We start from the raw sequence: 26351 nt of genomic DNA, 5'->3' as shown, positions 1-26351 counted from the left end.
CGTTGAGCCGGCAATGTCGACCATATCTTTCCGACGGCTAACCAAACCAACACTGCTTCCCCAAGACCCACCGCGCAGCACCCCGCCCTACGACAACACGTCGCAGATTGCTCCGCGCTATAGCCTTGCGCAGCCCTTCGCGTTATCACGCCCTATGTCCGCCGCTTCGCGCATATCTTCGCTTCGGGTCACCCTGACCCTTTTGCTGGTTTTGGCCTTCGCCAGCCTGCCATTTGCGCATCGTTCCACCGCGCAAACTCAGCAAGACCCTGCGTTTATCGCCTTTATCCAAGCGGGCGGCACGCTAAGCGACCTTTGCGATGGGCCGTTGGACGGCCAAGGCCATGCAGCGCTGGATTGCGAAGCCTGCCGGATCGTCAGCGCGTTGATGCTGCCGACTTTGGCCAATGTCTTACTTCCCGCTGAAAAGATGGGCATTGCCGCGCCCCGTGCGGCTCGCGCCCTTGGTGCGCCGCGCAGTCCAGCCGGGGCACCGCCCCCGGTCCGCGGGCCGCCCTTTGTCTGATTAATCGCCCGTTAAGCAATTTATCAGACAATGGAACATCACATGAAAACCATCATTATAGCAGCCTTGGCTGCCCTTTTCGCCCTGCCTGCCGCCGCACATGAATACAACGCGGGCGGTATCGTCGTTGATCACCCCATGGCCTTTGAAACCCCCAAGACAGCCCGCGTTGGCGGAGGGTATCTCACCATCACCAACAATGGCGATACATCCGACCGCCTGCTCGCAGTAAGCGCTGAAGGTTTCGACGAAGTTTCCCTCCATGAGACAACGACCGATGACATGGGCGTGGCGCGCATGTCGCATGTCGAGGGGATCAACCTGCCTGCGGGTGAGACCGTCACGCTTAAGCCCGGCGGTCTGCACGTCATGTTCATGGGCCTAGATGGCGACCCTTTCGAGGAAGGTGAGAAAATTCCTGCCACCCTGACCTTTGAAAAAGCCGGGACGCTGGACGTGACCTTCAACGTCGAAAGCCGCCGGGGTCATAGCGCCGGCGATATGGAACATTCCTCGCACGCGCACGAAAACTAAACCCTGAAAATACCGAAAATGCGCCGTAGGGCGTTGACCGGCCCCCTTCAGCACCTCTGCCTCTGGGCTTTGGTGCTGTTTTTCGGGGCGTTCTCGGCGCTTGCGCCGGGAACCATGCCAGATCGCCAGCAAGGCGGGCTGACCATAGTCTTGTGCACCGGTTACGGGGTGAAGACCGTGACCATCGGCCCCGACGGCGAACCGATCACGCCTGAGCATAAGCCCTGCGACTGGAACCAGCACCTCGTTGCCGAGGTTCGGACAGCGCTGGAATTGCAGCCTCGAACCGTCAACTTTTACCCGGCCCCTGCCCTACCGCCGGCCGTGATCACACAGCCAAAACCGCGCCCCAGCGCAAGCAAACGCGCGCGTGCGCCGCCAAAAACCCTCTGACGTCCACCTTACAAATCAATTCAGTCAGAGGACCAATTTAATGGTTTCTATCGATCCCGCAGGCGCCGCGGCCCTGCAAAACGACAATACGCAACGCACGAACAGTTTCTACCGCGCCGCTTGGCGCTGGCACTTCTACGCTGGGCTCTACGTCATCCCTTTTTTCATAATGCTGGCCCTCACCGGGTTGGTGATGCTTTGGATCGCTTTTGTCGGCGGGCGTGATGGGGAGCGTATCTCTGTGATGCCCCAAGACGCACCGCTTGCTGTCTCGGAACAGGCGGCCGCTGCACAGGCCAGCATAGAGGGCGGCACGCTCGTCCAATATGTCGCCCCCCGCGCCGACGACTTGGCCGCGATCTTTCGGGTGGATGTGAATGATGTGGCGACGATGGTCGCCGTCGATCCCTATACCGCCGAGATTCTCGCCAGTTTCCCGCGCCGCAGTGGCTGGTATGACATGGCCGATAACATCCACGCCAACCTGCTGCTTGGCGTCACAGGCGACCGCATGATCGAGATTGCGGCCTCGCTTGGGATGGTGCTGATTGCGACCGGGCTCTACCTGTGGTGGCCGCGCGACACCGGCTGGCGCGCAGCGCTGCTGCCGCGACTGAGCCGTGGTCGTACCTTGTGGAAATCTCTGCACGGGGCGATCGGTCTTTGGGTGTCGGTCGTGTTGTTCTTCTTCCTGATCTCGGGCCTGTCATGGGCCGGTGTCTGGGGGGAGAAAATGGTCCAGGCATGGAGCCAATTCCCAGCAGAGAAGTGGGATGCCCCGCTGTCTGATGACATCCACGCCAAGATGAACCACGGCCCGAAAGAAGTGCCTTGGGCGTTGGAGCAGACACCAATGCCCGCCTCTGGCAGTGATGCCGGTGTCGCAGGACTCGCCGAAGGCACGCCTGCCACGCTTGACACAATCGATGCGCTGGCACGGCAGATCGGCTTTGATGCGCGCTATCAGATGAACCTGCCGCAGGGCGAAGAGGGTGTCTGGAGCCTGAGCCGGGATACGATGAACACCGATGCGACCGACCCCACCAGCGACCGCACGGTGCATATTGATCAGCACACGGGCAATATCCTCGCCGATGTGCGCTATGCGGATTACTCGCTGGCGGGCAAGGCGATGGCCGTGGGCATCGCGCTGCATATGGGCACGCTGGGCTGGCCGAGCGTTCTGGCCAATACGCTGTTTTGTCTGTCGGTGATCTTTCTCTGCGTCTCTGGCGTGGTGATGTGGTGGAAACGCCGCCCGGCAAATCGGGCAGGCTGGCTTTCGGCCCCGCCTGCGCCGCGCAACATGACGCTGTGGAAAGGCGCGGTTGTGGTCGGACTGGCCGTGGCGCTGGCCTTTCCCATGGCGGGGATCACCCTGCTGGTCGTCGGGCTGCTGGATTGGCTGCTGCTGCGCCGTATTCCAGCGCTGAAACGCATGGTGTCCTGAAATGCCGCCCGCCCCTTTGCGGGGGCGGGCACCCTCGCGGCCCTCAGGCCGTGTGCTGTTTGATCAGTTCTTTATAAAGCGCCTGAATGCGTTTGGTGACGGGCCGTTCTCCGCTGCCGATGGTCTTGCCGTCAATCTCTGCCACCGGGGTCTGCGCCCCAAAGGTGCCAGTGAGAAAGGCCTCATCCGCGCCATAAGCCTCGTAGAGCGCGAAGTTCTTCTCCCGCATCGGAATGCCGTTTTCATGGCACAGGTCGATCACCTTCTGCCGCGTCACCCCGTTCATGCAGTAATCCCCGGTCGAAGTCCAAACCTCGCCCCGGCGCACGATGAAGAAGTTGCAGGCGTTGGTGGTGTTCACAAAACCATGCGGGTCGAGCATCAGCGCCTCATCCGCGCCCGCTTCCTCGGCCTGAAGGCAGGCGATGATGCAGTTGAGCTTGGAATGGCTGTTGAGCTTGGGGTCTTGGCTGTGCGGCAGGCCCCGGACCTGCGGGACCGAAGCCAGACGAATGCCCTTGGACTGCAGCCGGTCCACGGGCTTGGAATGCTCCATGATGATCACCAGCGTCGGCCCGGTGGTGCTGAGCGAGGGGTGCTGGAAGGGTTTGTCCTTGATCCCGCGGGTCAGCATCAGGCGGCAGTGCACGTCCTCGTGCATATCGTTCGCCTCTGCCGTGCGGCGCAGCGCTTCGGCGATGCCGGCCTTATCCATGCCCACGTCGAGCGAGATCGCTTTGCAGGAGTTGAAGAAGCGGTCCATATGCTCATCGAAGAAGGCCCATGTCCCGTTATAGAGGCGCATGCCCTCCCAAATGCCGTCGCCCAGCATGAAGCCCGCGTCATAGACCGAGACCTTGGCCTCATCCCGGTGGACGATGTCGCCATTGACGTAGATCTTGATGTCGCGGTTGCGGGCGTCTTCGTCTGCTGCGTGGGTGGTGGTGTGGTCGGTCATGGTGGGGTCCGTTTGTGAGGGCGGTTGCAGCATTGATACGCAAATGGATGGATGTTGCCACCCCGGGCCCGGAATCAAGCCGCAGGCGCCGGGCCATCGCCTGCCCGCACGTCACGCCGGAGGCGTGCCAGCCTATATTGGCGCACCTTTGGTGCGACCGGGTAGGCGCTGGCCCTTCCGAAACCCTCAGACCCGCCAGTTCAACACACGCCGTTCAACGAAAGCCACCACGGAAGACACCGCAACGCCCAGCAGCGACAGGATCACCACGCCTGCAAACAGGCGCTCCAAATCATACAGACTCCCCGCCTGCAAAATATACGCCCCGATCCCATATTCCGCGCCCAGCATCTCAGCCGCCACCAACAGAATAATCGCAATCGTCAGCGAAATCCGCAGCCCCGAGAGGATCCCCGGCATCGCGCCGGGCACCACGATTTTCGAAACAATCGACCACCAGCCGAGGCCGAAACTCTGCCCCATGCGGATCAGCACCCGGTCCACATTGTCCACCGCCGCATAGGTCGCAACCACCGTGGGCGTGAAGGTGCCAAAGGCGATGAGCGCGTATTTACTCGCCTCATCAATGCCGAACCAAATCACAAACAGCGGCAACAGCGCGATCTTGGGAATGGGGAAAATCGCCGCCACCAGCGGCACCAGACCCGCGCGGGCCAAGGAAAACAGCCCGATCAACACGCCAATCCCGATCCCCAGCGAGGCACCGATCAGCGCGCCCACGGCCAGTCGGGTCAACGAGGGGCCGAGGTGTTTGAACAACATCCCCGACTGATAAAGCTCTTGAAACGTTAGCAACACATCGCTGGGCCGAGGCAGCGTCAGGGCCGAGATAAAGCCGCTGCGCGTGCCCCATTCCGCCAGCAGGATCAGCACCACGAAGACCGCAAGCCCCACGCCCCGCCGCGTGCCGGGCTGGAAACCACCGCCGCGAAAAGTGACCTCGCGGGCATTTGCATCCGTCATTTCAGCCATCGATCAACTCCGCATCCGCCGCCGCGGCCTCATCACGCATCAAGCCCCAAAGGTGCTGCTGCTGCGCCTCCAATACCGGGTCGCCGTGGCGCCGCTCGACCAGTGGCATGTCCAACTCCACCACCTCACGCAGCTCACCCGGACGGCGCGACAGGACGACGATCTTATGCCCCAGCCGCACGGCCTCGGCGAGGTTGTGGGTCACATAGACCGCCGTGAAAGGCTGCCGCGTCCAAAGCGCCACGAGGTCATCCATCAGCAATTCGCGGGTCTGGCTGTCGAGCGCGCTCAGCGGCTCATCCATCAGCATCACAGCGGGGTTCACCGCCAGCGCCCGGGCAATCGCCACCCGCTGTTTCATCCCGCCAGAAAGCTGTTTGGGCAGGGCATCTGCAAAATCGGTCAACTTGGTCCGCGCCAGCACATCGGCGATGATCGCCTCGCGCTGCGCCTTGCCCAGCCCGTGATCCTCCAGCACCAGCGCCACATTGCCGCGCACCGTGCGCCACGGCAGCAGGGCGAAATCCTGAAAGATATAGGTCAGCGGGTTCAGACAGCCCTCGGGCGCATCGCCCATTTGCAGCACGCGGCCTTCGCTGGGCCGCTCCAACCCGCCCAGCATGCGCAGCAGAGTGGATTTGCCACAGCCGGAGGGGCCAACGATGCAAACGATCTGGCCAGAGGGAATGTCGAGCGTGATATCACGCAGCACTTGGGTATCGCCATAATAATGGCTGACGGAGGAAAGCTTGAGGTCCATGCCGTCCTTTTTCAGCAAAAACGCTGCGCACGCAATGTACGATCCGCACACTAGGACAGCCGTCCGCCGCCGGTGACGCGCTTAAGGCTGCTCACCCTCTTTCCCGCGCAGCCCATCCACCGCGATCCCGGCGGTAAACCCATGCACTAAAGTCGACACAAGGATCGCGAACCCCACCATCGCCCAAAGCGGCTCTTCGTCCAGAAATTCCACCTTCCCCGCCGCATAGGCGAGGTAGTAGATCGACCCGATCCCCCGAATGCCATAGAGCGCCACGACCCAGCGGGGGCGCGCCTCAATCGACGATCCCAAAAGCGCCAGCCACCCCGCCAAGGGACGCACGACAAAGATCAATGCCAGCACGATCACCCCACCGGAGAGGGTCAAACCAGCCAGCAAGGCAGGCAGCACCGCGCCAATCGCCACCAGCAGCAGCGCCGTTAGGGCGTGCTCAACAGCAGCGGTGAAATCATGCAAACGGCGGTGGAATTCGTGGTCTGCCTCAACCCGTCGGATCACCAGACCGGCCACCGCCACGGCGATAAAGCCATAGCCTTCAACCAATTCCGTCGTGCCATAACACAAAAGCACCCCTGCCAAGGCCACCACGCCCGAGGAGGTATCCGCCAGAACCGCCTTGCGCGGCACGACGAACAACACCTGCCCCAAGGCCCAACCGCCCGCAGCACCCATGGCGGTGCCGACAGCAATGCGCCAAAAGACATCGCGCGCCAGCCACTCCACACCCCAAGCCGCAGGGGCCAAGCCCTCAGCCGCGACCAAAATCCCGAGATAGACAAAGGGAAAGGCCAAGCCGTCGTTCAGCGCCGCCTCGGTCGTCAGCGCGAAACGCACCGGATGCTCGCCCCCCTCATGCGGCGGGCCGACCTGCACATCGGCGGCCAGAACCGGATCGGTCGGGGCCATCACCGCGCCCAAGAGGATCGCGCCCGCCGCGGTCATCCCCGCAAAGGCCCATCCCATCAGCGCGACCGATAGGATCGTCAGTGGCATGGTCAGCGCCAAGAGCCGCGCCGTCGGCCCCCAGCGGGACCAATCCGAGAGTTTATCAATGCGCAGCCCCGTCGCGAATAAGGCGACGATCACGCAAAGCTCTGACACCATCTCCCACGGGAAGGGATAGATGCGGGGGTCGGGGAATATCGGCATACCGGGGACAAGGGCGAAAATACCCATGCCCAAAAGGATCAAAAGCCCCGATGCCGCAGGCTCGCGTCGGCTGACAAATCGCGGCAGCCAATGAGCAAGGATGACAACCGCCCCGACGGCCCCCAAGGCGAAATGATAGCCGTCTAGGGTGAAAAAACTGCCGTCGCTCACTGAACGTTTCCGTCTACTGGTCAGGGGCTTGGCCCTGTATCAGCTTCAAAGGTATCTTTACGGGGCGGCATTGCCAGTCACGCCCGCCCAAAATCGCCCCTGCGCGCGGCCAAAAACAAAGGCGCGCCCATTTCGGACGCGCCTTTTAGAATGACTACAAAACTCCAGTGGCGCACTTAGCTGCCCGCCGTCTCGACATAAGATGTGTCGACCAGCGTCTCCAAGGAGATGTCGCTGTCGACCAGCCCTTCGGACTGGAACCACTCCAACTGGTCGCGCACAGAGGCGACGTTCAGCTTGGCACCTTCGTTCAGACGCATGGTGCCGTTGATGATCGACGGCGCCGCCTTGTCGCGCGGGCGGTCGGTGTAGACGTATTTATGGATCAGATCGACCATCTCATCCACGCCCGCATCGCCGCCGTCCTTGGCGATCATAGCGGCGTTATAGTCGGCGACACCTTTGGAATAGCCCGTAAGGAAATTCTTGGTCATCTCCTGCTCATCGCTGGCGTTCTTGGACGAGGTGAAGACGGTCGTCACCTGATAATCCGGCAGATATGTCGCCACATCGCCGATGATATGCACGGCACCCGACCCGGCCAGCGGCTTGGCGATATGCGGCACGATCGACCACGCATCGATCTGGCCAGACTTCAGCGCACCAATCACCGCGCCAACCTTTTGCAGCGGCTTGAACTTCAGCTCAATCCCCTCCGCCTCGGCCATTTTGGAGCCCATGTAGTGGAAGGACGATCCCGCCTGCGTCATGCCAAAGCTTTTGCCATCCAACATGCCCGGCGCGGTGATGCCCGCTTGATAAGCCGCGTCGGAGACGAGGAACTTCTGTCCGTCGATGCCCGGCTCTTCTTGCAGACCGCCGCCGATAACCTTGACCGCGCCCTTTTGCGCCAAGGACACCAAGCCGCCCGAAATCGCGGTGATCGCATAGTCCACATCGCCACTGGCAATCGCCACGGCCATCGGCTGCGCGGCCTCGAAAAAGCGCAGTTCAACGTCCAGCCCGGCCTCTTTGAAATAGCCCCGCTCAAAGCCGACAAAGCTGCCCGCGTGGCTGGTGAAACGCAGCGCGCCTACGGTGATCTTGCGGTTTTGCGCCAGCGCCGGAGCCGCCAGCCCCACAGCGGTTGCGGCACCCAAGGTTGCGATGGCCTGACGGCGGTTGAACAGGGTCATGATCTCACTCCTCCAATTTTGCCGCAGCATGGTCGGCGGCCAGACCGAAAGTCAAGCGAGAGCGCCCTCAGCGGCCACAACCGGGACTGGCATATCATTTCAAAGCATGGCATCGATTTGCCATGAAGCTCTTTTCATCCAAGACCCGCCCCATGCACCTCGGCCCCTTCCCCTTGGAGCGGCTGCGCCGGCTGCATGCGCCCCATGACCAACTGCCGGGCGCGCCCATGCCGGTGCTGCGTTTTGAGCGGCCCGAGACGCCCCAAAGCATATGCAACGCCATGGCGCCCTTCCAAGCGATGATGGACGTGCTGCGCGACGGGCCGATCAATACGGCGGGCGCGGTGATCCCCGACGGCCCGGTGGAACGCGCCAACCACCTCAAATCTTTTGGCTATTACAACGATGCCTCGATGATGGGCGTCTGCGCTCTGCCGCAAGAGGCGCTTCTAGCCACGCCCCGCCGAAGCGAGGGCACTGCGCAATTGGCCGAAGGACTGCGCAGCCGCCAGACCAAGACGCTCGCCGCCGGAGTGGATGTCATCATGGCGAACCTGCGCGATGCGGTGGACGCGCCCGAAACCTCGATCAATACTCACAGCCACGCGCTGGTGGTCCTCACCGCCTATCCCCGCGATCCGCGCGAGGATGAATTGGGCAGCGATTGGATCATCGACGCCCAAGCCGAGCGCGCCTGCCTACGCGGCACCGAAAACGCCACCGTGCTGGCCGAATACATCCGGCAGCTGGGCTTCGCGGCCAAGGTTCATTCAGGCACCACCGCCGATGTGAACCTTGGACAACTGGCCGTGGCGGCGGGGTTGGCGGTTTGGGAAGACAACACACTGCAAGCTCCGTGGGTGGGCGCGCGTTTCGGGTTGGCGGTTGTTACCACCGACATGGATCTCGCGCCCGATATGCCGCTTGCCCCGCTGGCCGATCAGCCGTGGTCTGTGCTCAAAGGCCCGCATTGGCAGTTGGGCACCCATGGCGGCGTCAGCGCCCGCGATGCCGACCCCTACGCGCGGCGCGACTATGCCGCAGGGCCGCATCCATTCGAGACTTTGAAGCGGGTGGACGAGCCGACCACCTATATCGACGCGCCGAACGTGCCGCGCGTGCCGAAACGCGGGGATCTTTTCGCACGCGGGCAGTTCGGCGACATGGGGCCAAAGGTGCAGAACGCCATGAAAGGCGGGCACCATGTGGTGAAATCCGCCCCCTCCGCCGCGCAGCGCCGTCTGCTGGGGGCGTTGATCCTGCTGCAAGATGGCCCGGTGAACGACGCCGCACCCGCTATGGCGGACAGCGCCCGAAATGCCGCGAACCTTAAAGCGGCAAGCTACTTTCTGGGGGCCGATGCTGCGGGCCTCTCTGCCTGCCCCGATTGGACATGGTACAGCCACGACGCCACCGGCACCCCGATCACCCCGCCGCATGACCAAGCGCTGAGCCTTATCATCGACCAAGGCTTCGACACGATGGAAGGTTCCTCGGGCGACGACTGGATCGCCGTGTCGCAATCCATGCGGGCCTATCTGCGGTTCTCGATGCTGGGTGGCGTGATGGCCCAGCATCTGCGCAACCTCGGCCATTCCGCCAAAGCGCATACGGTGATGGATGGCGACGTGCTGCAGCCGCCGCTGCTGTTGCTCGCGGGCTTGGGCGAAGTCTCTCGCATCGGCGAAGTGATCCTGAACCCCTTCCTCGGCCCGCGCCTGAAATCCGGCGTGGTCACCACCACCCTGCCCGTTGCCCATGACAAGCCCATCGACTTTGGCCTGCAAAAGTTCTGCGAAGCCTGCAACAAATGCGCCCGCGAGTGCCCCTCGGGGGCGATCACCGCCGGGCCGAAACGCATGTTCAACGGCTATGAAATCTGGAAATCTGACAGCCAGAAATGCGCTACCTACCGGATCACCAACCAAGGCGGCGCGATGTGCGGGCGTTGCATGAAGACCTGTCCGTGGAACCTTGAAGGGCTCTTCGCCGAGGCCCCCTTCCGCTGGGCCGCCTCCAACATCCCCGCCGCCGCACCACTGCTGGCCAAGCTGGATGACAAGGTCGGCAAAGGCCGCCTGAACCCGGTCAAAAAGTGGTGGTGGGACATCGAACGCAAACCCTCGGGCCAGTTCGACACGCCTGCCCAGCCCGTTAACGCACGTGACCTGCAGCCCGATCTTGATCTCAAGTTCGAGGATCAAACCCTCGCCGTCTACCCCGCCCCGCTGGCCCCGCACCCATGGCCCTACCCCGATCCGATGAACCGCGAGGCCGGGATTGCTGCCCATGCGGCCCTGCTGAGCGCCGATGAGCACCGCCGCAAAACCGCAGCGGGCGAGACCGATCATTTGCATCTTTACAAGGTCGGCAGCGACACCCCCGTGCTTGATCTGCGCATCACGCAAGTCACCCACCTGAACGCGACCACGGCGCTTTATGACATCGCCCACCCCGAAGGCCACGACCTGCCCGAATGGACCGCTGGCGCGCATCTCGATCTGGTCGTCGCGCCCGAATTCCTGCGCCCCTATTCCCTGCTGGGTGATCCAACTGACCGCAAACGCTACCGCATCGCGGTACTGCGCGAGGACGCGGGCCGGGGCGGATCAGCCCTGCTCCACCGGGTCTTCACCAAGGGACGGCGGATCTTTGTCGGCAAGCCGGTGAACCATTTTGAACTGGTCGAGGACGCGCCGCATAGCCTGCTCATGGGCGGCGGTATCGGCATCACGCCGATGATCGCCTTTGCCCATCGCCTGCACGTCCTTGGGCGGCCCTTTGATCTGCACTACTCGGCCTCTGACCGCGAAGCCGCCGCCTTTGCCGAAGAACTGGCGCAGGCTCCTTGGGCCGACCGCGTGCACCTGCATATCTCGTCCGAGAGCACCCGCGCCGACCTGCCTGCCATCATGGATCACGCCGTACCGGGCACCCATGTCTACACCTGTGGCGCGGACGCCTACATGCAATCTGTCATGGCCGCCGCTGAGGCCGCGGGCATCCCCGAAGACGCGCGGCATCTGGAATATTTCTCAACCCCCGAGGTGCCGGATTACGTCAATCACCCCTTCACGCTGAAACTCAGCTCTGGCCGTGAAATCGCCGTCTCAGCCGAAGAAACCGCCGCCGACGCGCTGATCGCGGCGGGGGTGCCGGTGGATCTGAAATGCAGCGATGGCATCTGCGGCGTCTGTAAATGCGGCCTGCGGGGCGGCGCGGTCGAACACCGCGACTTCGTGCTCTCCGCCAAGCAACGCGAAGGCGCGATCATCCTCTGCCAGTCCCGCGCGGCAGAGGCAGGCGGCGTACTGGAACTCGATCTCTAACCCCTTTCGCAAAAAGCGCGCAGCCGTTAAGAGAGGCCAACCTCTGCAACAAAGGGCTGCCCCCATGAGTTTCGACCGTTCGATCAAGATCGCCCCCTCCATCCTCGCCGCCGATTTCGCCAACTTCGGTGCCGAATGCGAAGCCATTGAGGCCCAAGGCGCGGACTGGGTGCATGTGGACGTGATGGACGGGCATTTCGTGCCCAACATCACCTTCGGCCCCGCCACCTGCGCGGCGATCCGGCCCCACATCAAGGGCGTGATGGACGTGCATCTGATGATTGCTCCGGTCGATCCCTATATCGAAGCCTTCGCCAAGGCGGGCGCCGATGTGATCACCGCCCATGCCGAGGCCACCCCCCATATCCACCGCACGCTTCAGGCGATCCGCGGCGCGGGCGCGAAAGCGGGTGTGGCACTCAACCCCGGCACGCCAGCCAGCGCGGTGGCCGAACTGCTCGACATGGTCGACCTGATCTGTGTGATGACCGTGAACCCCGGCTTCGGCGGGCAGAAGTTCATCGACATGACAGCCAAAATCCGCGAATTGCGCGCGTTGATCGGCGACCGGCCCGTGCATATTGAGATCGACGGCGGCGTCGACCCCAAGACCGCGCCGCTGGTGGCGCAGGCCGGAGCCGATGTGCTGGTGGCGGGATCCGCCGTTTTCAAGGGCGGCTCGGTCAGCGACCCCGCGCCTTACGGCGAGAACATCCGCGCGATCCGCGCCGCCGCCGAAGGCACCTACGTCTGATAGAAATGCGGGGCGCCTCTGCGCCCCGCGCTGTCACGCCAGTTGATCGGCGAAAGCCGTCAGCAGGCGGTGCTTCAGGATCTTGCCGGTGGGCGCTGCGGGCAAATCGGTCGCCACGATAATCTGCGACGGGCGTTTGTAGCCGGTCAGCCGCTCTTTGACGAAACTGCGCAACTCTTCTGCGGTCACCTCGTCCCCCGGTGCCACCTGCACGAAGGCCAGCACCTCTTCGTCGCCTTCGCGCCGCCGTCCGACCACGGCCGATTGCACCACGCGCGGGTGATCGTTCAACGCGGCTTCGACCTCGGGTGGATAAACGTTGAAACCGCCGTGGATGATCAATTCCTTGCTGCGCCCGAGGATGTGCAACCGCCCATTCTCATCGAGCTTGCCCAGATCGCCGGTGTGCAGCCAGCCCTCGGCGTCGATGGCTTTGTCGGTTTCGGTCGGGTTCCGGTAGTAGCCTTTCATCACATGCGGGCCGCGCACCAGCACCTCACCTTCGCCCGCGCCATTGCCGCCGGGGGCTTGGTCGTCGATCTTGCATTCGGTGCCCGGCGTGACCGGTCCGACCGACGTGTCGGGCGAGCCAAGCGCGTTGGTGGTGGCGGAGGCGCCCGAGCATGTCTCGGTCATGCCAAAGCCGTTTTGTAGAGGTAGTTCGTAGAACGCCTCGGCCTTGCGTTTCCACGCCGGGTCCAGCGGTGCACCGCCTGATGAAACATAGCGCAGCGTGGGGCTGGCCAGTTTCGCCATGCCACCCTCGCGGGAGTATTGCATCACCAGCGCGTGCATCTGCGGCACCGCTGGCAGGATCGTCACGTCTTCGTGGGTCGCCGCGTGGAGCTTCGCCGCCGAGAAACGCGACTCCTGCCGCACCTTTGCCCCCGCGCTCACTGCCGCCATCAACACAGAAACCAACCCGAAAACATGGGTCATCGGCAAGACGCCATAGACCACATCGCCGGGCAGCATCTGCCGCAAATCTGCCGAGGCCCGCGCGCCGAAACGCAGGTTGGAATGGGTCAGCATCACGCCCTTAGGATCGCCCGTGGTGCCGGTGGTATAAAGCAGCACGGCCACATCATGCAGATCGGCGTCCGGGCTGCTGGGCAGTGGCGTGGCCAAATGCAAGCTGCCGAAATCGCCCGCAATCTCGCGCGCATTCAGCCGCGCCGCGTGGGCCGCCGCTTCGGGCGAGACATCGCAGGTCAGCAGCACCGCTGCCGGGGTGGCGTGATCGATGATGCGGGTGACTTCGGCCTCGGTCTGGCGGGCATTGACGGGGATCGCCACCGCGTTCAACTCCCACGCGGCATAGAGGCCGGCAACGGCGGAAACACAGTTTTCCACCATCAAAAGCACGCGGTCGCCCGCCTGCACACCCGCGCTGCGCAACTCAGCGGCCAATGCCACGCGCGCACGGTCCAGATCGGCGTAGCTCCACGCGGCACCGCTGGGATCGCTCAGCGCGGGTGCCTCTGGTCGGGTCGCCAATTGCTCAGCTAGAAAATCCTGTACCCTGGCATTCATGGGTGTCTCCTCCTGCCTATCTGCGACGCCCTCCTCCGAGTGTCGCCGCCCGGTTTAAAACCGGGGCTTACGTTTATCCAAAAAGGCCGCGATCCCTTCGGCGGCCTCATCCCCGCCGGCGGCATGCGCCATGGCGTTGCGCTCAGCATCAAGCTGATCGGCCTCTTCGGTCTCATAGGCTTGCGCCACCAACTGTCGGATCACAGCTTGCGCCGCACGCGGGCCAGCGGCCAGCGTATCGGCCAGCATCAGCGCTTCGTCCAAGGCTTTGCCGTTGGCGCAGATGCGGTTCACCGCGCCCAGTTCCGCAAAGCGCATCGCCATGACAGGACGGCCCAAAAGGCACATCTCCATCGACAAGGGCCGCGGCAATAGCCGGGCAAGCGACGCGGTAAGCCCCGCGTCAGGCACCAGACCAGCCTTCACATAGGCGGCAGTAAACTGCGCCTCTTCGCAAGCCACGATCATGTCGCAGGCCAGCGCCAGAGACAGGCCAGCGCCAGCAGCACCGCCTTCGATAGCCGCAATCACAGGCACCGGGCAGGCGCGCATGGCGCGGACAAGATCATGCAGACCGTCCACCCGCTCGCGGCGTTCGGCCTCGGTCAATTTGCGACGTTCGATCAGCACGTTAAGGTCGCCCCCCGCACAGAAAAAGCGCCCCTCAGAAGTGAGGATCACCGCGCGGATGCGCGGGTCTTCGGCCATCCGCATCGCCTCTGCAATCGCCTCATAAAGCTCTGGCGTCAGTGCACCGCGCTTCTCGGCATTGCCGTTCCAGACGATCAACCGATCACCGCGATCTTCGATACGTGCGCTCATGTTTTTGCCCTTTTGAATACGCCTGTCGCGCGCGACAGCAGCTTGCCCTCGGCATCATGCAACTGCGCCTCGGCATAGAGTATCTTGAAGCCTCCACCGGTGACACGGCCTGTCGCCACAACCCGCCCCTCGCGCACCGCCAAGATGTAATCGGTGGTCAGCGACAGGGTCAGCATCGGCACGAAAGGCCCGCTCATCGCACAGTGCCGCGCGCAGGCAAAGCCCGTGGCCACATCCAAGAGCAACGTATGCAGCCCCCCGTGCAGCACGCCCGAGACATTCAGGTGCTGTGGGCCGATATCGAGCGTCACGCGGGTGCTGCCATCGGGGTTCGACAGGTCGGGTTGAAACCCGATCAGCTGTTGAACCCCGCTGGTCGGTGCCTCATGCGGCGGATAGTGCAATGAACCGCTCCAGATGATAGTCAATGTCGCCAAAGCGGTGATCCGCCATGGTGATGCGCTTGGCGATATGGGCCAGTTCGTACTCCTGCGTCATGGCGATGCCGCCGTGCATCTGGATCGTGTCTTCGGCCACCAGACGGCCCACGCGGCCCATCAGGTTCTTTGCGGCTGAGACGTGACGCTCGCGGCTGGCGCGGTCGTCAGCCAGATGGCCTGCGGCATTGATCACGGCAGAGCGGGCCTGTTCGAGGTCAATCAGCAGGTCCGACATGCGGTGCGCCAGCGCTTGGAAGCTGCCGATCGGGCGGCCAAACTGCTTGCGGGTGCCGAGGTATTCGCGGGTCAGATCGCAGGCGGTTTCCATCGCGCCCAGCGTTTCCGCGCAGAGCGCGGTGGTCGCCACGGCCACACGGGCCTCGATGGCGTCAAACGCCTTGCCAGCCTCGCCCAAGCGGGCGCTTTCGGGCAGAGTCACATCGTCCAGCGTGACTTCGGCGGCGCGGCCACCGGCCAGCAGGGCGTAGCCCGTGACGGTGAGCCCTTTGGTATCCGCTGGCACAAGGAACAGCGAAATGCCTGCCTGATCGCCAGCCTCTCCGCTTTCGCGGGCAGAGACGACGAGCATATCGGCAGCCTCGGCATTGGCGACGACGGCTTTGCGACCGTTCAACACGATGTCACCGCCGTTTTGCGACGCAGTGGTGGTGACGCGCTCAAGGTCATAGCGGCTGGTCGGCTCGCCATGGGCAAAGGCCAATTGCAACGCGCCGCCGATCAGTGCCTCAATATGCTCCTGCTGCGCTTCACTGCCCAGATCGGCAATCAAGCCCCCAGCCAGCACGGCGCTGTCGAGCAGCGGCTCGACCACACCGGCGCGGCCCAGTTCTTCGAACACCACTGCGATGTCGAAACCCGCGCCGCCAAAGCCGCCCTGCTCTTCGGTGAACAGCGCGCCGATGACGCCCAATTCGGCCAAGCCGTTCCAGATATCAGCAGAGAAGCCTGCTTCGCTTTCCAGAATGCCGTTGCGCGTGGCGGTGTCGTATTTATCCCGCAGGAAACGGCGCAGGCTGTCTTGCAGCATCTGGCGTTCTTCGGTCAGGTCGAAATTCATTTTGCACCTCCCAGCGTTGTCTTGGCGATGATCTGCCGCTGGATTTCGTTAGAACCGCCAAAGATCGACAGCTTACGGTTGTTAAAATACTGCGCGGCCACCGGGCCGGCCTCGTTCGGATCGGGCAGCGCGTCGTTGCTGCCTGCCACCGCTTCCGAGGCGAAGGGCATGGCATAGACGCCAGCCGCACGGCGCGCCAGATCGTTGATTTCCTGACGGATGATCGTGCCTTTGACCTTGAGCATGGAGCTTTCCACCCCCGGTGCCTGCCCTGCGGCGGCCTTGGAGATGATGCGCAGGTTGGTCGTGGCCATCGCCATCAGATCAATCTCTGCCTGCGCCACACGGGCGGCGAAATGCGGGTTCTCGATCAGCGGGCGGCCCCCGGCCATTTCGGATTTGGCGATGCGTTTCACGGCCTGAAGACCGGCTTGGGAGAAGCCCACGCCCGCGATGTTTGTGCGCTCATGGGTCAGCAGGTACTTGGCGTAGGTCCAGCCCTTGTTCTCTTCGCCTACAAGGTTCTCGGCGGGCACTTTCACGTTGTCAAAGAATACCTCGTTCACCTCGGCGCCGCCATCCAGCAGGATGATCGGGCGCACGGTGATGCCCGGCGTGCCCATGTCGATCAGCACGAAGGAGATGCCCTCTTGCTGTTTCACGTCCTTGTCGGTGCGCACGAGGCAGAAGATCATGTTGGCGTGCTGGCCCAGCGTGGTCCAAGTCTTTTGACCGTTGACGATGTAGTGGTCGCCGTCCTTCACCGCTGTGGTTTTCAGCGAGGCGAGGTCCGACCCGGCGCCCGGCTCGGAATAGCCCTGACACCACCAGTCTTCACCCGAGAGGATGCGCGGTAGCCAGTAGTCCTGCTGCTCCTTCGAGCCGAACTTCTGCAAGACGGGCGCCAGCATCGACAGGCCAAAGGGCACGATGCGCGGAGCGTGATGGGCGGCGGCTTCTTCCTCGAAGATGTGGCGCTGCACGGCATTCCACGCGGCCCCGCCGAATTCCTTGGGCCAGTTGGTGGCCAGCCAGCCTTGATCGTTCAGGATGGCGTGCCAGCGTTCGTGATCGTCCTTCGTCAGCTCCCGCCCGCGGCGCACCTTCTCGGAGAGTTCCTTGGACAGTTTCTCGGCGAGGAATTGACGCACCTCCTCGCGAAAGGCGCGTTCTTCGTCTGTATAGCTCAGGTCCATCTCGGCCCCCTTTAGTAGATTTCGAAGAGGCCAGCCGCCCCCATGCCGCCGCCGATGCACATCGTCACGACGCCGAGTTTCGCGCCGCGGCGGTGGCCTTCGCGCAGGATGTGCCCGGTCATCCGCGCCCCGGTCATGCCGAAGGGGTGGCCGATGGCGATGGATCCCCCGTTCACGTTGCATTTGTCGGGGTCGATGCCGAGTTTGTCGCGGCAGTAGAGCGCTTGGCTCGCGAAGGCTTCGTTCAACTCCCAGATGTCAATGTCATCGACGCTGAGGCCATGGCGTTCCAGCAAGCGCGGCACGGCAAAGACCGGGCCGATGCCCATCTCGTCGGGCTCGCAGCCTGCGACGGCGAAGCCGCGGAACGCGCCCATGGCTTGCAGGCCCTGCTGCTCGGCCTCTTTGCTGTCCATCAGCACGAGGGCCGCGGCCCCATCGGAAAGCTGGCTGGCGTTGCCCGCGGTGATAAAGGCCCCCTCGCCGCGCACGGGCGTCAGGCCCGCAAGCCCTTCGAGCGTGGTGCCGGGCCGGTTGCATTCGTCGCGGTCCACAGTGACCTCGCGGGTGGAGATCTCCTTGGTTTCCTTGTCCTGCACGCCCATGGTGGTCTGCATCGGCACGATCTCGTCATCAAAGAGACCGGCCTCTTGCGCTGCGGCAATCAACTGCTGGCTGCGCAGGCCATAGGCGTCCTGATCCTCGCGGCTGATGTTGTAGCGTTTGGCCACGATGTCGGCTGTGTCAATCATCGCCATATAGACCTCGGGCTTTTGCTCCATAAGCCAAGCCTCTTTCACCGATTTCACATCCGGCTGGATCAGCGAAATGCTCTCGACCCCGCCCGCGACCATCGGGCCTGCGCCCTCCATGCAGATCGCATTGGCGGCCATGGCAACGGTCTGCAGGCCGGACGAACAGAAGCGGTTCACGGTCACGCCGGATGCAGTGACCGGCAGACCCGCGCGCAGGGCGATCTGCCGCGCGATGTTCGAGCCGGTCGCCCCCTCGGGGTAGCCGCAGCCGATCATGACGTCTTCGATGGCCGACGGATCGACGCCCGAGCGTTTCACGGCTTCGGCGACGACATGGCCGCCCATGGTGGCACCGTGGGTCATGTTGAACGACCCGCGGAAGGATTTGGCCAGCCCGGTGCGGACGGCAGAGACGATGACAGCCTGTTTCATTTGGCAGCTTCCTTGTTCAGATCATCAAAAGTGCGGTTGGTCTTGACCAGATCGACCAGCAGCGGCGCTGGTTTCCAGAACCAAGGGTCTTTTTCGGCAAAGCCTTCGATCGCGGCGAGGACATTGGGCAAGCCCTGAATATCGGCCCATTTCATCGGGCCGCCCCAGTAGCGCGGGAAGCCATAGCCGAAAAGCAGCGTCATATCGATGTCGAGCGGGCGTTTTGCGATGCCCTCTTCCAGCACCTTGGCGGCCTCGTTGACCATGGCGCACATGTAGCGGCGCACGATCTCGGCCTCGGTGAATTCACGCGGGGTGATGCCGCGTTCCTTTTGCTCTTCCTCGATCAGGCGGGTGATCTCAGGGTTCGGCGTGCCGCCGCGTTTACCCTTCTCGTAAAGGTAGTAGCCTTGGCCGGTCTTCTGGCCGAAGTGTCCCTGCTCGCACAGACGGTCGATATAAGTCGGCACCCGCTCCTCGGGGTGGCGCGTCGCGGCCTTGCGCTTGCGCGTGGCCCAGCCAATGTCGAGCCCAGCGAGATCGGCCACGGCGAAGGGGCCCATGGCAAAGCCGAATTTCTCAAGTGCCGCGTCGATCTTGTAGGGGCTGGCGCCGTCCAGCACCATGTGGTCCGCCGCGGTGCGGTAGGTGGCGAGGATGCGGTTGCCAATGAAGCCATCGCAGACGCCCGCGCGCACGCTGATCTTGCCGAGCGCCTTGCCAAGGGCAAAGCCCGTGGCGACAACATCTTTCGCGGTCTTGTCGGCGACGACGACCTCAAGCAGTTTCATCACATGCGCGGGCGAGAAGAAGTGCAGCCCGATCACGTCCTCGGGGCGCTTGGTGGAGGCGGCGATCTCGTTCACGTCGAGATAAGAGGTGTTGGAGGCCAGCACGCAGCCCGGCTTGCAAACCGCGTCGAGCTTGCCGAAGACCTGCTTTTTGACGTCCATGTCCTCGAAGACCGCTTCGACCACCAGATCGACGTCCGAGAGGCTGTCGTATTCGGTGGAGACGGTGAGCGCCGTGCCGGTCAGGTGATCGAATTTCGCCTGATCGATTTTGCCACGTTTCAGCGCGCCTTGAAGGTTGCCCGAGATACGCTCATGCGCGGCCTTGGCGGCCTCTTCCTTCATCTCGATCAGCACGACCGAGGAGCCCGACAGCAGTGCTGCGGTAGCGATCCCCGCCCCCATGGTGCCGCCACCGATGACACCGATGGCTTTCAGTTCGCGCGGCTCGACGCCTTTCAGCTCGGGCAGGTTGCTGACCGCGCGTTCGGAGAAGAAGGCGTGGATCATGCCCTGCCGCTGGTCGGTGTTCATCAGTTCCGAGAAGATACGGCGCTCGGCTTTCATGCCCTCTTCGAAGGGTTTCTCGACACCTGCCTGCACGGCGCGGACGGCCTCAGCGGGGGAAATCTGGCCGCGGCCTTTCTTCAGCGTCACTTCATAGGCGGCATCCCAGTCGATCGGCGCAGGCGCGGGCATCTCGCAGATCGGGCGACGCTCGGCACCGCTGTCGAGCAATTCGCGGACGTAGGCGAGACCGACCTCCTGCGGATCGCCCTCCTCCACGCGGTCGACGATGCCCATCTCCAGCGCCTGCGGTGCCTTAATATGGCGGCCCGTGGTGATCGCGTCGAGCGCGGGTTCCACGCCGATAAGGCGCGGCAGACGCTGGGTGCCGCCTGCGCCGGGGATCAGGCCAAGGTGGACTTCCGGCAGACCCACACGTGCCGAAGGCTGAGCGATGCGGTAATGCGCCGAGAGGGCCACTTCGAGACCGCCGCCAAGGCTCACGCCATGCATGGACGCCACGACCAGAAGCGGCGAGGCTTCGATCCGGTTGCACAGGTCAGGCAGGAACGGCTCCATCGGCGGCTTGCCGAATTCGGTGATATCAGCCCCCGCGATGAAGGCGCGGCCCTCGCCCACGATCATCACGGCGCGCACGCCGTCTTCAGCCTCGGCACGGTCCATGCCGTCGGCCAGCCCCTGCCGCACGGCTTGGCTCAGCGCGTTGACGGGCGGGTTTTGAATGCGCAGCACGACGATGTCGTCATGGCGGGAATAGGCAATCTTGTCGGTCATGTTAAACTCCTTGATCTATCCGCGCCGGGATAGGGCCGGTGCCCGTCCGGTGCGTTGTTCGATGCCGCTGACCACGTCACGCAGCGCTGGCCCCACTTGTGACAGAATGCGGCAGTCGGGCAAGTCACCCGGCAAAGCGCCGCAGGTGAAGGCGACGGGTTCGCCGAATTCCCCTGCGTAATAAGGCACGCTCACAGCGTTGATGCTGCGGGCATAACGCGTCTCGGGCGGGGCGAGGACAAAGCCCTGCGCCAGCAATTGCTCATACCCCTCGCGGCGGAAATTGCGTAGCCGCTCATCTGGCTCAAGCGCGTCAAAACGGTTCTCGTCCAGACTGGCCAGCGTGGCGAGACCGGAAGAAGAGCCATAGACCGGGATGCGGTGACCCGGCTCTAGCCAGATGGTCGAGGCGGTATGCGGACGCCATGTGCGCACCAGCATCATCCGGTCGCCATCCCTCACCGCGATCAGCGCCAGCGTGCGGGTCTCGTCGGCCAATTGCTGCATCACGTCCGACGCCATATCGACGAAACTGACCGCGACCGAGGCGACCGAGCCGAGCGCAATCGCCGCAGGCCCTAGCCGAAACTTGTCGTTGCGCCCGCCATGCGCCAGATAGCCCAGTTCGCACAGTGTATAAGTTAGCCGCGAAACGGTAGGTTTCGGCAGGCCCGTCCGCTCGGCGATCTGCGCGTGGCTCAGCCCGCTGTCACTGGCACGGAAGGCACGCAGAATCCCGAGACCCCGCGCCAGCGTATTGGCGAACTTGCGGTCAGTTGTCGTTTCGTCGCGGTCCTTCATCGCGCCGCCATCGGGATCAAAAGCGAGATCATCGGGAAGGACATGATGAGGATCAGCACGATGAAATCTACGCTGAGGAACCGTGTGATGCCTGCGAAAATCTTGTCGATCGGTGCCTCGCGGCCCACCACATTGGCGATGACAAAGACGTTCAAGCCCACAGGCGGTGTAATCAGGCCGATCTCCAGCAGTTTGATGACCACGACGCCGAACCAGATGAGGTTGAGGTCATAGCTTTCCACCAGCGGGATCATCAGCGGCAGGGTCAGCACCATGATGCCAATGGGATCGAGGAACATGCCGAGCAGAAGGTAAATCAGCGCAATGCAGAGCATCAGCACAACCAGCGACATCTGCGCGTCGGACACGAAACCAACGATGGTGCCCGCGACGCCAGTCAGCGCAACAAAAGCCACAAAAATCTTGGCACTGGCAGCAATCAGGAAGATAGCAGAAGTCTGAACACAGGTTTCTTTTACCGCCTCCCAAAGGCCCGCCCAATCCAGTTTGCGCTGCGCGAAACCGATCAGCGTGGCGGAAACGACGCAGACGGCGGCGGCCTCGGTCGCGGTAAAGATACCGCCGTAGATGCCGCCGATGATCAGCACGAACAGCAAGATCGCGGGCCAGCTATCAAGGGCCGCCTGCCAACGCTCACCCCCGGTGTAGCGTTGGTCGGTCGAGGGTGCTACCGCCGGATCGCGCCAGACCCAGACGGCGATGACCAGCACAAAACCCGCCAGCGTCAGCAACCCCGGCAGAACACCCGCAAGGAACAACGACGAGATCGAAGTCTCGGTGAAAATGCCGTAGATGATGAACAGAACCGATGGCGGAATGAGCGAGCCCAATGTGCCCCCCGCCGCGACCGAAGCCGTGGCCAAACGCGGGTCATAGCCCATGCGCAGCATCTCGGGCGTACAGATCTTACCCATGGTCGAGGCGCAGGCGATGGATGAACCGGTGATCGCGGAGAACCCGCCGCAGCCCATAACACTTGCCATGGCGACACCACCCGGCAGGCGGGTCAGCCAGACTTTGGCGGCGTGATAAATCTTGGTCGTGATATCCGCGCGATACGCGATGTGACCAAGCGCCACGAAAAGCGGGATCATCGACAGATCGTAAGAGTGAATGAGGTCGAAGGAGTTTGAAAACACCATCGAGGTGGTCGCCTTGATCGCACGTTCGGGCATGAAGGTCCCGGTACGGAAGGCGAAGATAAAGAAGGTAGCAACGGTCGCCACGGCGGCCAGCGTAAAGGCGATTGGCACGCGCAGGGCAAGCAGGATCAGCACTGCGGCAAAGGCGATCATTCCGATGGTCGAAGCATCCATTACAGCACGTCCTTCTCGGCCAGAAGGTCGGCCGCATGGTGTTGTTCGTCAGAGACCACGCCACCCGCCAGCACGGTGCGCCCATCGCGCCACGTCAGTTCGGCCAGTCGCAGGAAGGTCGCGATCATTCCGATCAGGAACAGCAGCCGCCCGGGCCATTTCGGCAGATTGAGGTCGCCGTAGAAAAAGCTGCCCTTTTCGACCACGGCAAAGAATTCGCGCCCGCCGGAATAAATCAGCGGCGCCAGTGCCAGCATCCCGATGGCAGAGCCCGCAACGATCAACACCGAACGGGCGCGGTCGGGAAACCGGTCCGTCACGAAGGCCACGGAGACATGCGCACGGGCTGCGGTCGCAGCGGCGAGGGGCAGCAGGATGGCGGCGACCATGAGCTCTCGCACCATGGTCACGCTATCGGGCACCTGACTGGCAAAGAGCGCGCGAGCGATCACGTTGGAGGTGATCAGCACCCCCAAAGCGATCACCGCCAAAGCGCCCAATCCCAACAGAATTTTCTCCAGATTTACCAACATATGCTGCCCCTCCCCTAATTTTGCGCTTAGTTGCTTTTGGCTTCCCAAGGATAACCATCCGCGTCGCGCTGCTCGGTGTATTTGGCGATGAGGCCTTTATACTCTTCCAGCAGTTGCTCTCCGGGCAGGCCCGCAGAATCGGCCGTCTGCTGCCATTCGTCGAGGAACTTCTGACCCGCTTCGACCAGTTGAGCGCGATCTTCTTCGGGGAGGGAGATGACTTCGACGCCCTGCTCTTTCATCGATGCGATGGCGTTGTCGTTGGCCTCTGTGATCATACGGCCAAATTCATCCGCCATGTCCGACCCCACGGAAGCCAGCGTTTCCTGCTGCTCGGGCGTCAGACTGTCGTGCATGTCTTTATTCATGAAGATGCCAAGGCCGCCGACCTGACCCCAGTCGAGGATCGTGTAGCTGTCCATCACCTCGGCCTGCTTCAGCGCTGCGACGGCATAGCTGTAGCCCTGCGAACAGTCGATCAGCCCGGTGTCGAGCCCTTGGTAGGCGTCATAGATCGACATGTTGACCATGTTCGCGCCCTGCTCGCCAAAGACCTTGCCGTAGGCGCCCACGCCGCGGACCTTCTTGCCCGAGATATCCGCCACGGATTTGATCGCGCCGCCCTTGCAGCCGATGTTTACCTGGCTGGTGGTCCAAGTGCCGATGTAGACGAGGTTCTTGTCGGCCAGATCGTCTTGGATCGCTTGGCTGGAGCGCATCAACTCATCCGTGGCGCGCATACCGACCCAAGCGTCAGGGTTGTTTACCGGCAGGTCAGCGATGCCGTAGCCCGCCATTTCCTGCGGATAGTACACGGCGATGACCGAGCCTGTGTCCGCCACGCCATCGGCGATGGATTGCACGGCTGCGTTGGCTTTGAACAGCGCGCCGCCCCACTGAATGTCGAATCGGATATCGCCGTCCGAGCGTTCGGCAACTTGATCGGCGAACCACTGCAACGCATCGGCGCGCGCGCCGCGGTTGGGCCCTGCTTCACCGTGAATCAAAACGGTTTCGGCGCTCACCGCGCCGCCAGCCAGCGCCAGAGCTGCGGCGCAGCTCAGGTGTTTGAAAATTGTCATGTCGGCTCCTCCCAGAGACTTGTTTCGCAATGTGAACCATTGTTTCACATCTGTCGCAGGTCACGCTAGTCCGCGAGCTTGGGGCGATCAAGCAAAACTTCTGACTTGGGAAGGGAGAGTGCCTAGAGCACTGAATTCATTGTATAAGAAGATAATACAGGGAATTTGGAAGCGGCTCCCGTTGCGACCTGTGCGGGAACCGTCGAAAGGGTCGGCCACACCCCAATGGGCGTGGCCGCAGGGCTTTAGCTTTCGTACCAGCCGCCGATTTTAACCTCGACATCGGTGCCGACGCGCTTGGCGAACTCTTCTGGATCTTGCGTGCCGCCGTCTTTGCCCCGGAAGTGATAGGGATAAACATAGGTCGGTTTGAACTCTGCCACGGCGGAAGCAGCGGCGTTGGAATCCATGGTGAACGGCAAGTTCATACAGACAAAGGCCAGAGAGATGTCGGTCAGGCTGCGCATCTCTGGCGTATCTTCGGTGTCCCCCGAGATGTAGACGCGGAACCCTTCAAACCCAAGGATATACCCATTGTCGCGGCCCTCAGGGTGGAACTTCTTGCGCTCTTCGGTGGTGTTATAAGCCGGGATCGCGTTGACCGGCAGGCCGTTAAATTCGGTATTCTCGCCATTGGCAATCTTACTGGCCTTGGCGGCCAGCGCCTCGGGCAGCAAGTCGAAGACGGCGGGGTTGGTGATGATCTGCACGTCATCGCCTGCCAGCGCGGCCAGCGTATCGGCATTATAGTGGTCGCCATGCTCATGGGTGATAAGGATCAGATCGGCGGCGGGGAAGTCGCTGTACTGCGCGGGCTCGCCCACCGGATCGACATAGATCACGCCCGCGGGCGTCTCCAACACGATAGAGGCGTGATCGACGGGATGCACCGTGATCGGCCCTGCGCTGGTGTCGAATGTGTCACCACTATGCGCGGCGGCACGGGCGGCGAAGGGCAGCAGGGTTACGATGCCAGCGGCGGCGGCGGAGGTGGCAAGGAAATGGCGGCGGGTCTGGGACATCTCAGGCTCCTGTTGGTTGCTGGAACGGGACATAGCTGTCCCGTCCCGCATTTCAACGCAGCGCCCTTCTTGCGGCAAGCCTATGCCGGGCGCAGACCCAGAATCTCACGCGCTTGTGCAGCCGTGGCGACCGGACGCTCGTATTTTGCGCAGAGATCCGCCGCCCGCTGGATCAGCGCGGCGTTCGACGGCGCCAGCCTGTCGCGGTCCAGCCGCACGTTGTCTTCCAGCCCCGCGCGGGTATGACCGCCCGCCGCGATGGCCCATTCGTTCAGCACAATCTGGTTCGGCCCAATCCCGGCAGCACACCACTGCGCATCGGGTGCCAAACGGTTGAGCGTCTGGATGTAGAAATCAAAGGTCTCACGGTCCACCGGCATGGCGTTTTTCACGCCCATGACGAATTGCACATAAAGCTGGCCGGGGATGCGCCCGTCACGGTTCATCTCGGCGGCCTTGTGGATGTGGCTCAGGTCAAAGGCCTCAATCTCGGGTTTGACCGCGTGGGTTTTCATTTCCGAGGCCAGCCAATCGACCAGTTCCGGCGGGTTCTCATAAACCCGCGTCGGGAAGTTGTTGGACCCGACCGAGAGCGAGGCCATGTCGGGCCTGAGCGAGAGCATTCCACCCCGCTCCCGCCCCGCGCCCGAGCGCCCGCCGGTGGAGAACTGGATGATCATGCCGGGGCAATGCTTTTGCACGCCCTCCATCAGCCGCGCGAACTTATCGGGGTCGGAGGACGGGGTCTCATCATCGTTGCGCACATGGGCGTGGCAGATCGAGGCCCCGGCCTCGAAGGCTGCGTGTGTCGACTCGACCTGCTCGGTGATCGAGATCGGCACGGCGGGGTTCGCGGCTTTGGTGGGCACGGAGCCGGTGATGGCGACGCAGAGAATGCAGGGGGTGGTCATGGGTGGGGTCCTGTAGTGTTTGATGCGCAGGGTCGCATATGGCGGGGGCGGTGTACACTATTGGGAAGTGGAAGGTGGTGCT

Annotated in this window: 24 protein-coding genes; 6 read left to right on the top strand and 18 right to left on the bottom strand. The window is 62.9% G+C overall.

The features are described from left to right. Positions 1-13 precede the first annotated feature (13 nt). The 4 genes from ACSQ16_RS05155 to ACSQ16_RS05140 are packed head-to-tail and all read left to right on the top strand — an operon-like array spanning position 14 to position 2903. The gene (locus tag ACSQ16_RS05155; protein ID WP_243261400.1) at positions 14-526 is read left to right on the top strand and encodes a hypothetical protein; all 513 of its coding nucleotides are present in this window, start codon (positions 14-16) and stop codon (positions 524-526) included. A gap of 42 nt (positions 527-568) precedes the next feature. Continuing rightward, positions 569-1060: a copper chaperone PCu(A)C gene (locus ACSQ16_RS05150; protein WP_093928150.1), complete on the top strand. Its 492-nt coding sequence runs from the start codon at positions 569-571 to the stop codon at positions 1058-1060. 18 nt (positions 1061-1078) lie between these two features. Next, the gene (locus ACSQ16_RS05145; RefSeq protein ID WP_243261401.1) at positions 1079-1453 is read left to right on the top strand and encodes a hypothetical protein; all 375 of its coding nucleotides are present in this window, start codon (positions 1079-1081) and stop codon (positions 1451-1453) included. Positions 1454-1493: 40 nt separating this feature from the next. Further along, entirely contained in the window at positions 1494-2903 is a 1410-nt protein-coding gene (locus ACSQ16_RS05140) for a PepSY-associated TM helix domain-containing protein (RefSeq protein ID WP_243261402.1), read from the top strand. 43 nt (positions 2904-2946) lie between these two features. Here ACSQ16_RS05140 and ACSQ16_RS05135 read toward each other — a convergent pair whose 3' ends face one another. The 5 genes from ACSQ16_RS05135 to ACSQ16_RS05115 form a co-directional block, all read right to left on the bottom strand. Next, positions 2947-3861 carry a D-amino acid aminotransferase gene (locus ACSQ16_RS05135; RefSeq protein WP_243261403.1) on the bottom strand — a complete coding sequence of 305 codons (915 nt, stop codon included), beginning with the start codon at positions 3859-3861 and terminating at the stop codon, positions 2947-2949. A 186-nt stretch (positions 3862-4047) separates the two neighbouring features. Beyond that, positions 4048-4854 (bottom strand): ABC transporter permease, encoded by an 807-nt coding sequence (locus ACSQ16_RS05130; protein WP_208604083.1) that lies wholly within the window; start codon positions 4852-4854, stop codon positions 4048-4050. Beyond that, a complete protein-coding gene (locus tag ACSQ16_RS05125) occupies positions 4847-5614 on the bottom strand; it encodes an ABC transporter ATP-binding protein (protein WP_243261404.1) in 768 nt (255 codons plus the stop codon). Before ACSQ16_RS05125 ends, ACSQ16_RS05130 begins: the two co-directional genes overlap by 8 nt. Positions 5615-5695: 81 nt before the next feature. Continuing rightward, entirely contained in the window at positions 5696-6955 is a 1260-nt protein-coding gene (locus ACSQ16_RS05120) for a cation:proton antiporter (protein WP_243261405.1), read from the bottom strand. Positions 6956-7131: 176 nt separating this feature from the next. Further along, on the bottom strand, positions 7132-8151 hold the full coding sequence (locus ACSQ16_RS05115; protein ID WP_243261406.1) for an ABC transporter substrate-binding protein: 1020 nt from the start codon (positions 8149-8151) through the stop codon (positions 7132-7134). A 122-nt stretch (positions 8152-8273) separates the two neighbouring features. Here ACSQ16_RS05115 and ACSQ16_RS05110 point away from each other — a divergent pair, with 122 nt between their 5' ends. Then, entirely contained in the window at positions 8274-11480 is a 3207-nt protein-coding gene (locus ACSQ16_RS05110; RefSeq protein WP_243261407.1) for a 4Fe-4S double cluster binding domain-containing protein, read from the top strand. 64 nt (positions 11481-11544) lie between these two features. Beyond that, positions 11545-12234, top strand: coding sequence for a ribulose-phosphate 3-epimerase (rpe, locus tag ACSQ16_RS05105; protein WP_243261408.1), 690 nt, complete (start codon positions 11545-11547; stop codon positions 12232-12234). Between the two features lie 33 nt (positions 12235-12267). Here rpe and ACSQ16_RS05100 read toward each other — a convergent pair whose 3' ends face one another. The 13 genes from ACSQ16_RS05100 to ACSQ16_RS05040 form a co-directional block, all read right to left on the bottom strand. Further along, positions 12268-13767, bottom strand: coding sequence for a class I adenylate-forming enzyme family protein (locus ACSQ16_RS05100; protein ID WP_243261409.1), 1500 nt, complete (start codon positions 13765-13767; stop codon positions 12268-12270). A 54-nt stretch (positions 13768-13821) separates the two neighbouring features. Next, positions 13822-14589 carry an oxepin-CoA hydrolase, alternative type gene (locus tag ACSQ16_RS05095; RefSeq protein ID WP_093928140.1) on the bottom strand — a complete coding sequence of 256 codons (768 nt, stop codon included), beginning with the start codon at positions 14587-14589 and terminating at the stop codon, positions 13822-13824. Then, positions 14586-14993 carry a PaaI family thioesterase gene (locus ACSQ16_RS05090; protein ID WP_243261410.1) on the bottom strand — a complete coding sequence of 136 codons (408 nt, stop codon included), beginning with the start codon at positions 14991-14993 and terminating at the stop codon, positions 14586-14588. The genes ACSQ16_RS05095 and ACSQ16_RS05090 overlap by 4 nt, the downstream gene beginning before the upstream one ends. Then, positions 14974-16107 carry an acyl-CoA dehydrogenase family protein gene (locus ACSQ16_RS05085; RefSeq protein ID WP_243261411.1) on the bottom strand — a complete coding sequence of 378 codons (1134 nt, stop codon included), beginning with the start codon at positions 16105-16107 and terminating at the stop codon, positions 14974-14976. The genes ACSQ16_RS05090 and ACSQ16_RS05085 overlap by 20 nt, the downstream gene beginning before the upstream one ends. Further along, positions 16104-17303: an acyl-CoA dehydrogenase family protein gene (locus ACSQ16_RS05080; RefSeq protein WP_243261412.1), complete on the bottom strand. Its 1200-nt coding sequence runs from the start codon at positions 17301-17303 to the stop codon at positions 16104-16106. Before ACSQ16_RS05080 ends, ACSQ16_RS05085 begins: the two co-directional genes overlap by 4 nt. Before the next feature lie 11 nt (positions 17304-17314). After that, a complete protein-coding gene (locus ACSQ16_RS05075; RefSeq protein ID WP_243261413.1) occupies positions 17315-18490 on the bottom strand; it encodes an acetyl-CoA C-acyltransferase in 1176 nt (391 codons plus the stop codon). Further along, the gene (locus ACSQ16_RS05070; protein WP_243261414.1) at positions 18487-20583 is read right to left on the bottom strand and encodes a 3-hydroxyacyl-CoA dehydrogenase NAD-binding domain-containing protein; all 2097 of its coding nucleotides are present in this window, start codon (positions 20581-20583) and stop codon (positions 18487-18489) included. The genes ACSQ16_RS05075 and ACSQ16_RS05070 overlap by 4 nt, the downstream gene beginning before the upstream one ends. A 15-nt stretch (positions 20584-20598) precedes the next feature. After that, positions 20599-21384, bottom strand: coding sequence for an IclR family transcriptional regulator (locus ACSQ16_RS05065; RefSeq protein WP_243261415.1), 786 nt, complete (start codon positions 21382-21384; stop codon positions 20599-20601). Next, on the bottom strand, positions 21381-22721 hold the full coding sequence (locus ACSQ16_RS05060) for a TRAP transporter large permease (RefSeq protein ID WP_243261416.1): 1341 nt from the start codon (positions 22719-22721) through the stop codon (positions 21381-21383). The genes ACSQ16_RS05065 and ACSQ16_RS05060 overlap by 4 nt, the downstream gene beginning before the upstream one ends. Beyond that, the gene (locus ACSQ16_RS05055; protein WP_093928132.1) at positions 22721-23254 is read right to left on the bottom strand and encodes a TRAP transporter small permease; all 534 of its coding nucleotides are present in this window, start codon (positions 23252-23254) and stop codon (positions 22721-22723) included. The genes ACSQ16_RS05060 and ACSQ16_RS05055 overlap by 1 nt, the downstream gene beginning before the upstream one ends. A gap of 26 nt (positions 23255-23280) precedes the next feature. Next, positions 23281-24336 carry a C4-dicarboxylate TRAP transporter substrate-binding protein gene (locus ACSQ16_RS05050; protein WP_243261417.1) on the bottom strand — a complete coding sequence of 352 codons (1056 nt, stop codon included), beginning with the start codon at positions 24334-24336 and terminating at the stop codon, positions 23281-23283. 245 nt (positions 24337-24581) lie between these two features. Beyond that, a complete protein-coding gene (locus tag ACSQ16_RS05045) occupies positions 24582-25358 on the bottom strand; it encodes an MBL fold metallo-hydrolase (protein WP_243261418.1) in 777 nt (258 codons plus the stop codon). Between the two features lie 80 nt (positions 25359-25438). Further along, positions 25439-26269, bottom strand: a complete 831-nt coding sequence (locus ACSQ16_RS05040) for a 3-keto-5-aminohexanoate cleavage protein (RefSeq protein WP_243261419.1) — start codon at positions 26267-26269, stop codon at positions 25439-25441. Between the last annotated feature and the right edge of the window lie 82 nt (positions 26270-26351).

The organism is Sulfitobacter sp. SH24 (assembly GCF_965641895.1).
Lineage (GTDB): Bacteria > Pseudomonadota > Alphaproteobacteria > Rhodobacterales > Rhodobacteraceae > Sulfitobacter > Sulfitobacter dubius.
The sequence above is the reverse complement of the archived record's forward strand: the minus strand, read 5'-3'. Positions and strand labels throughout refer to the sequence as shown.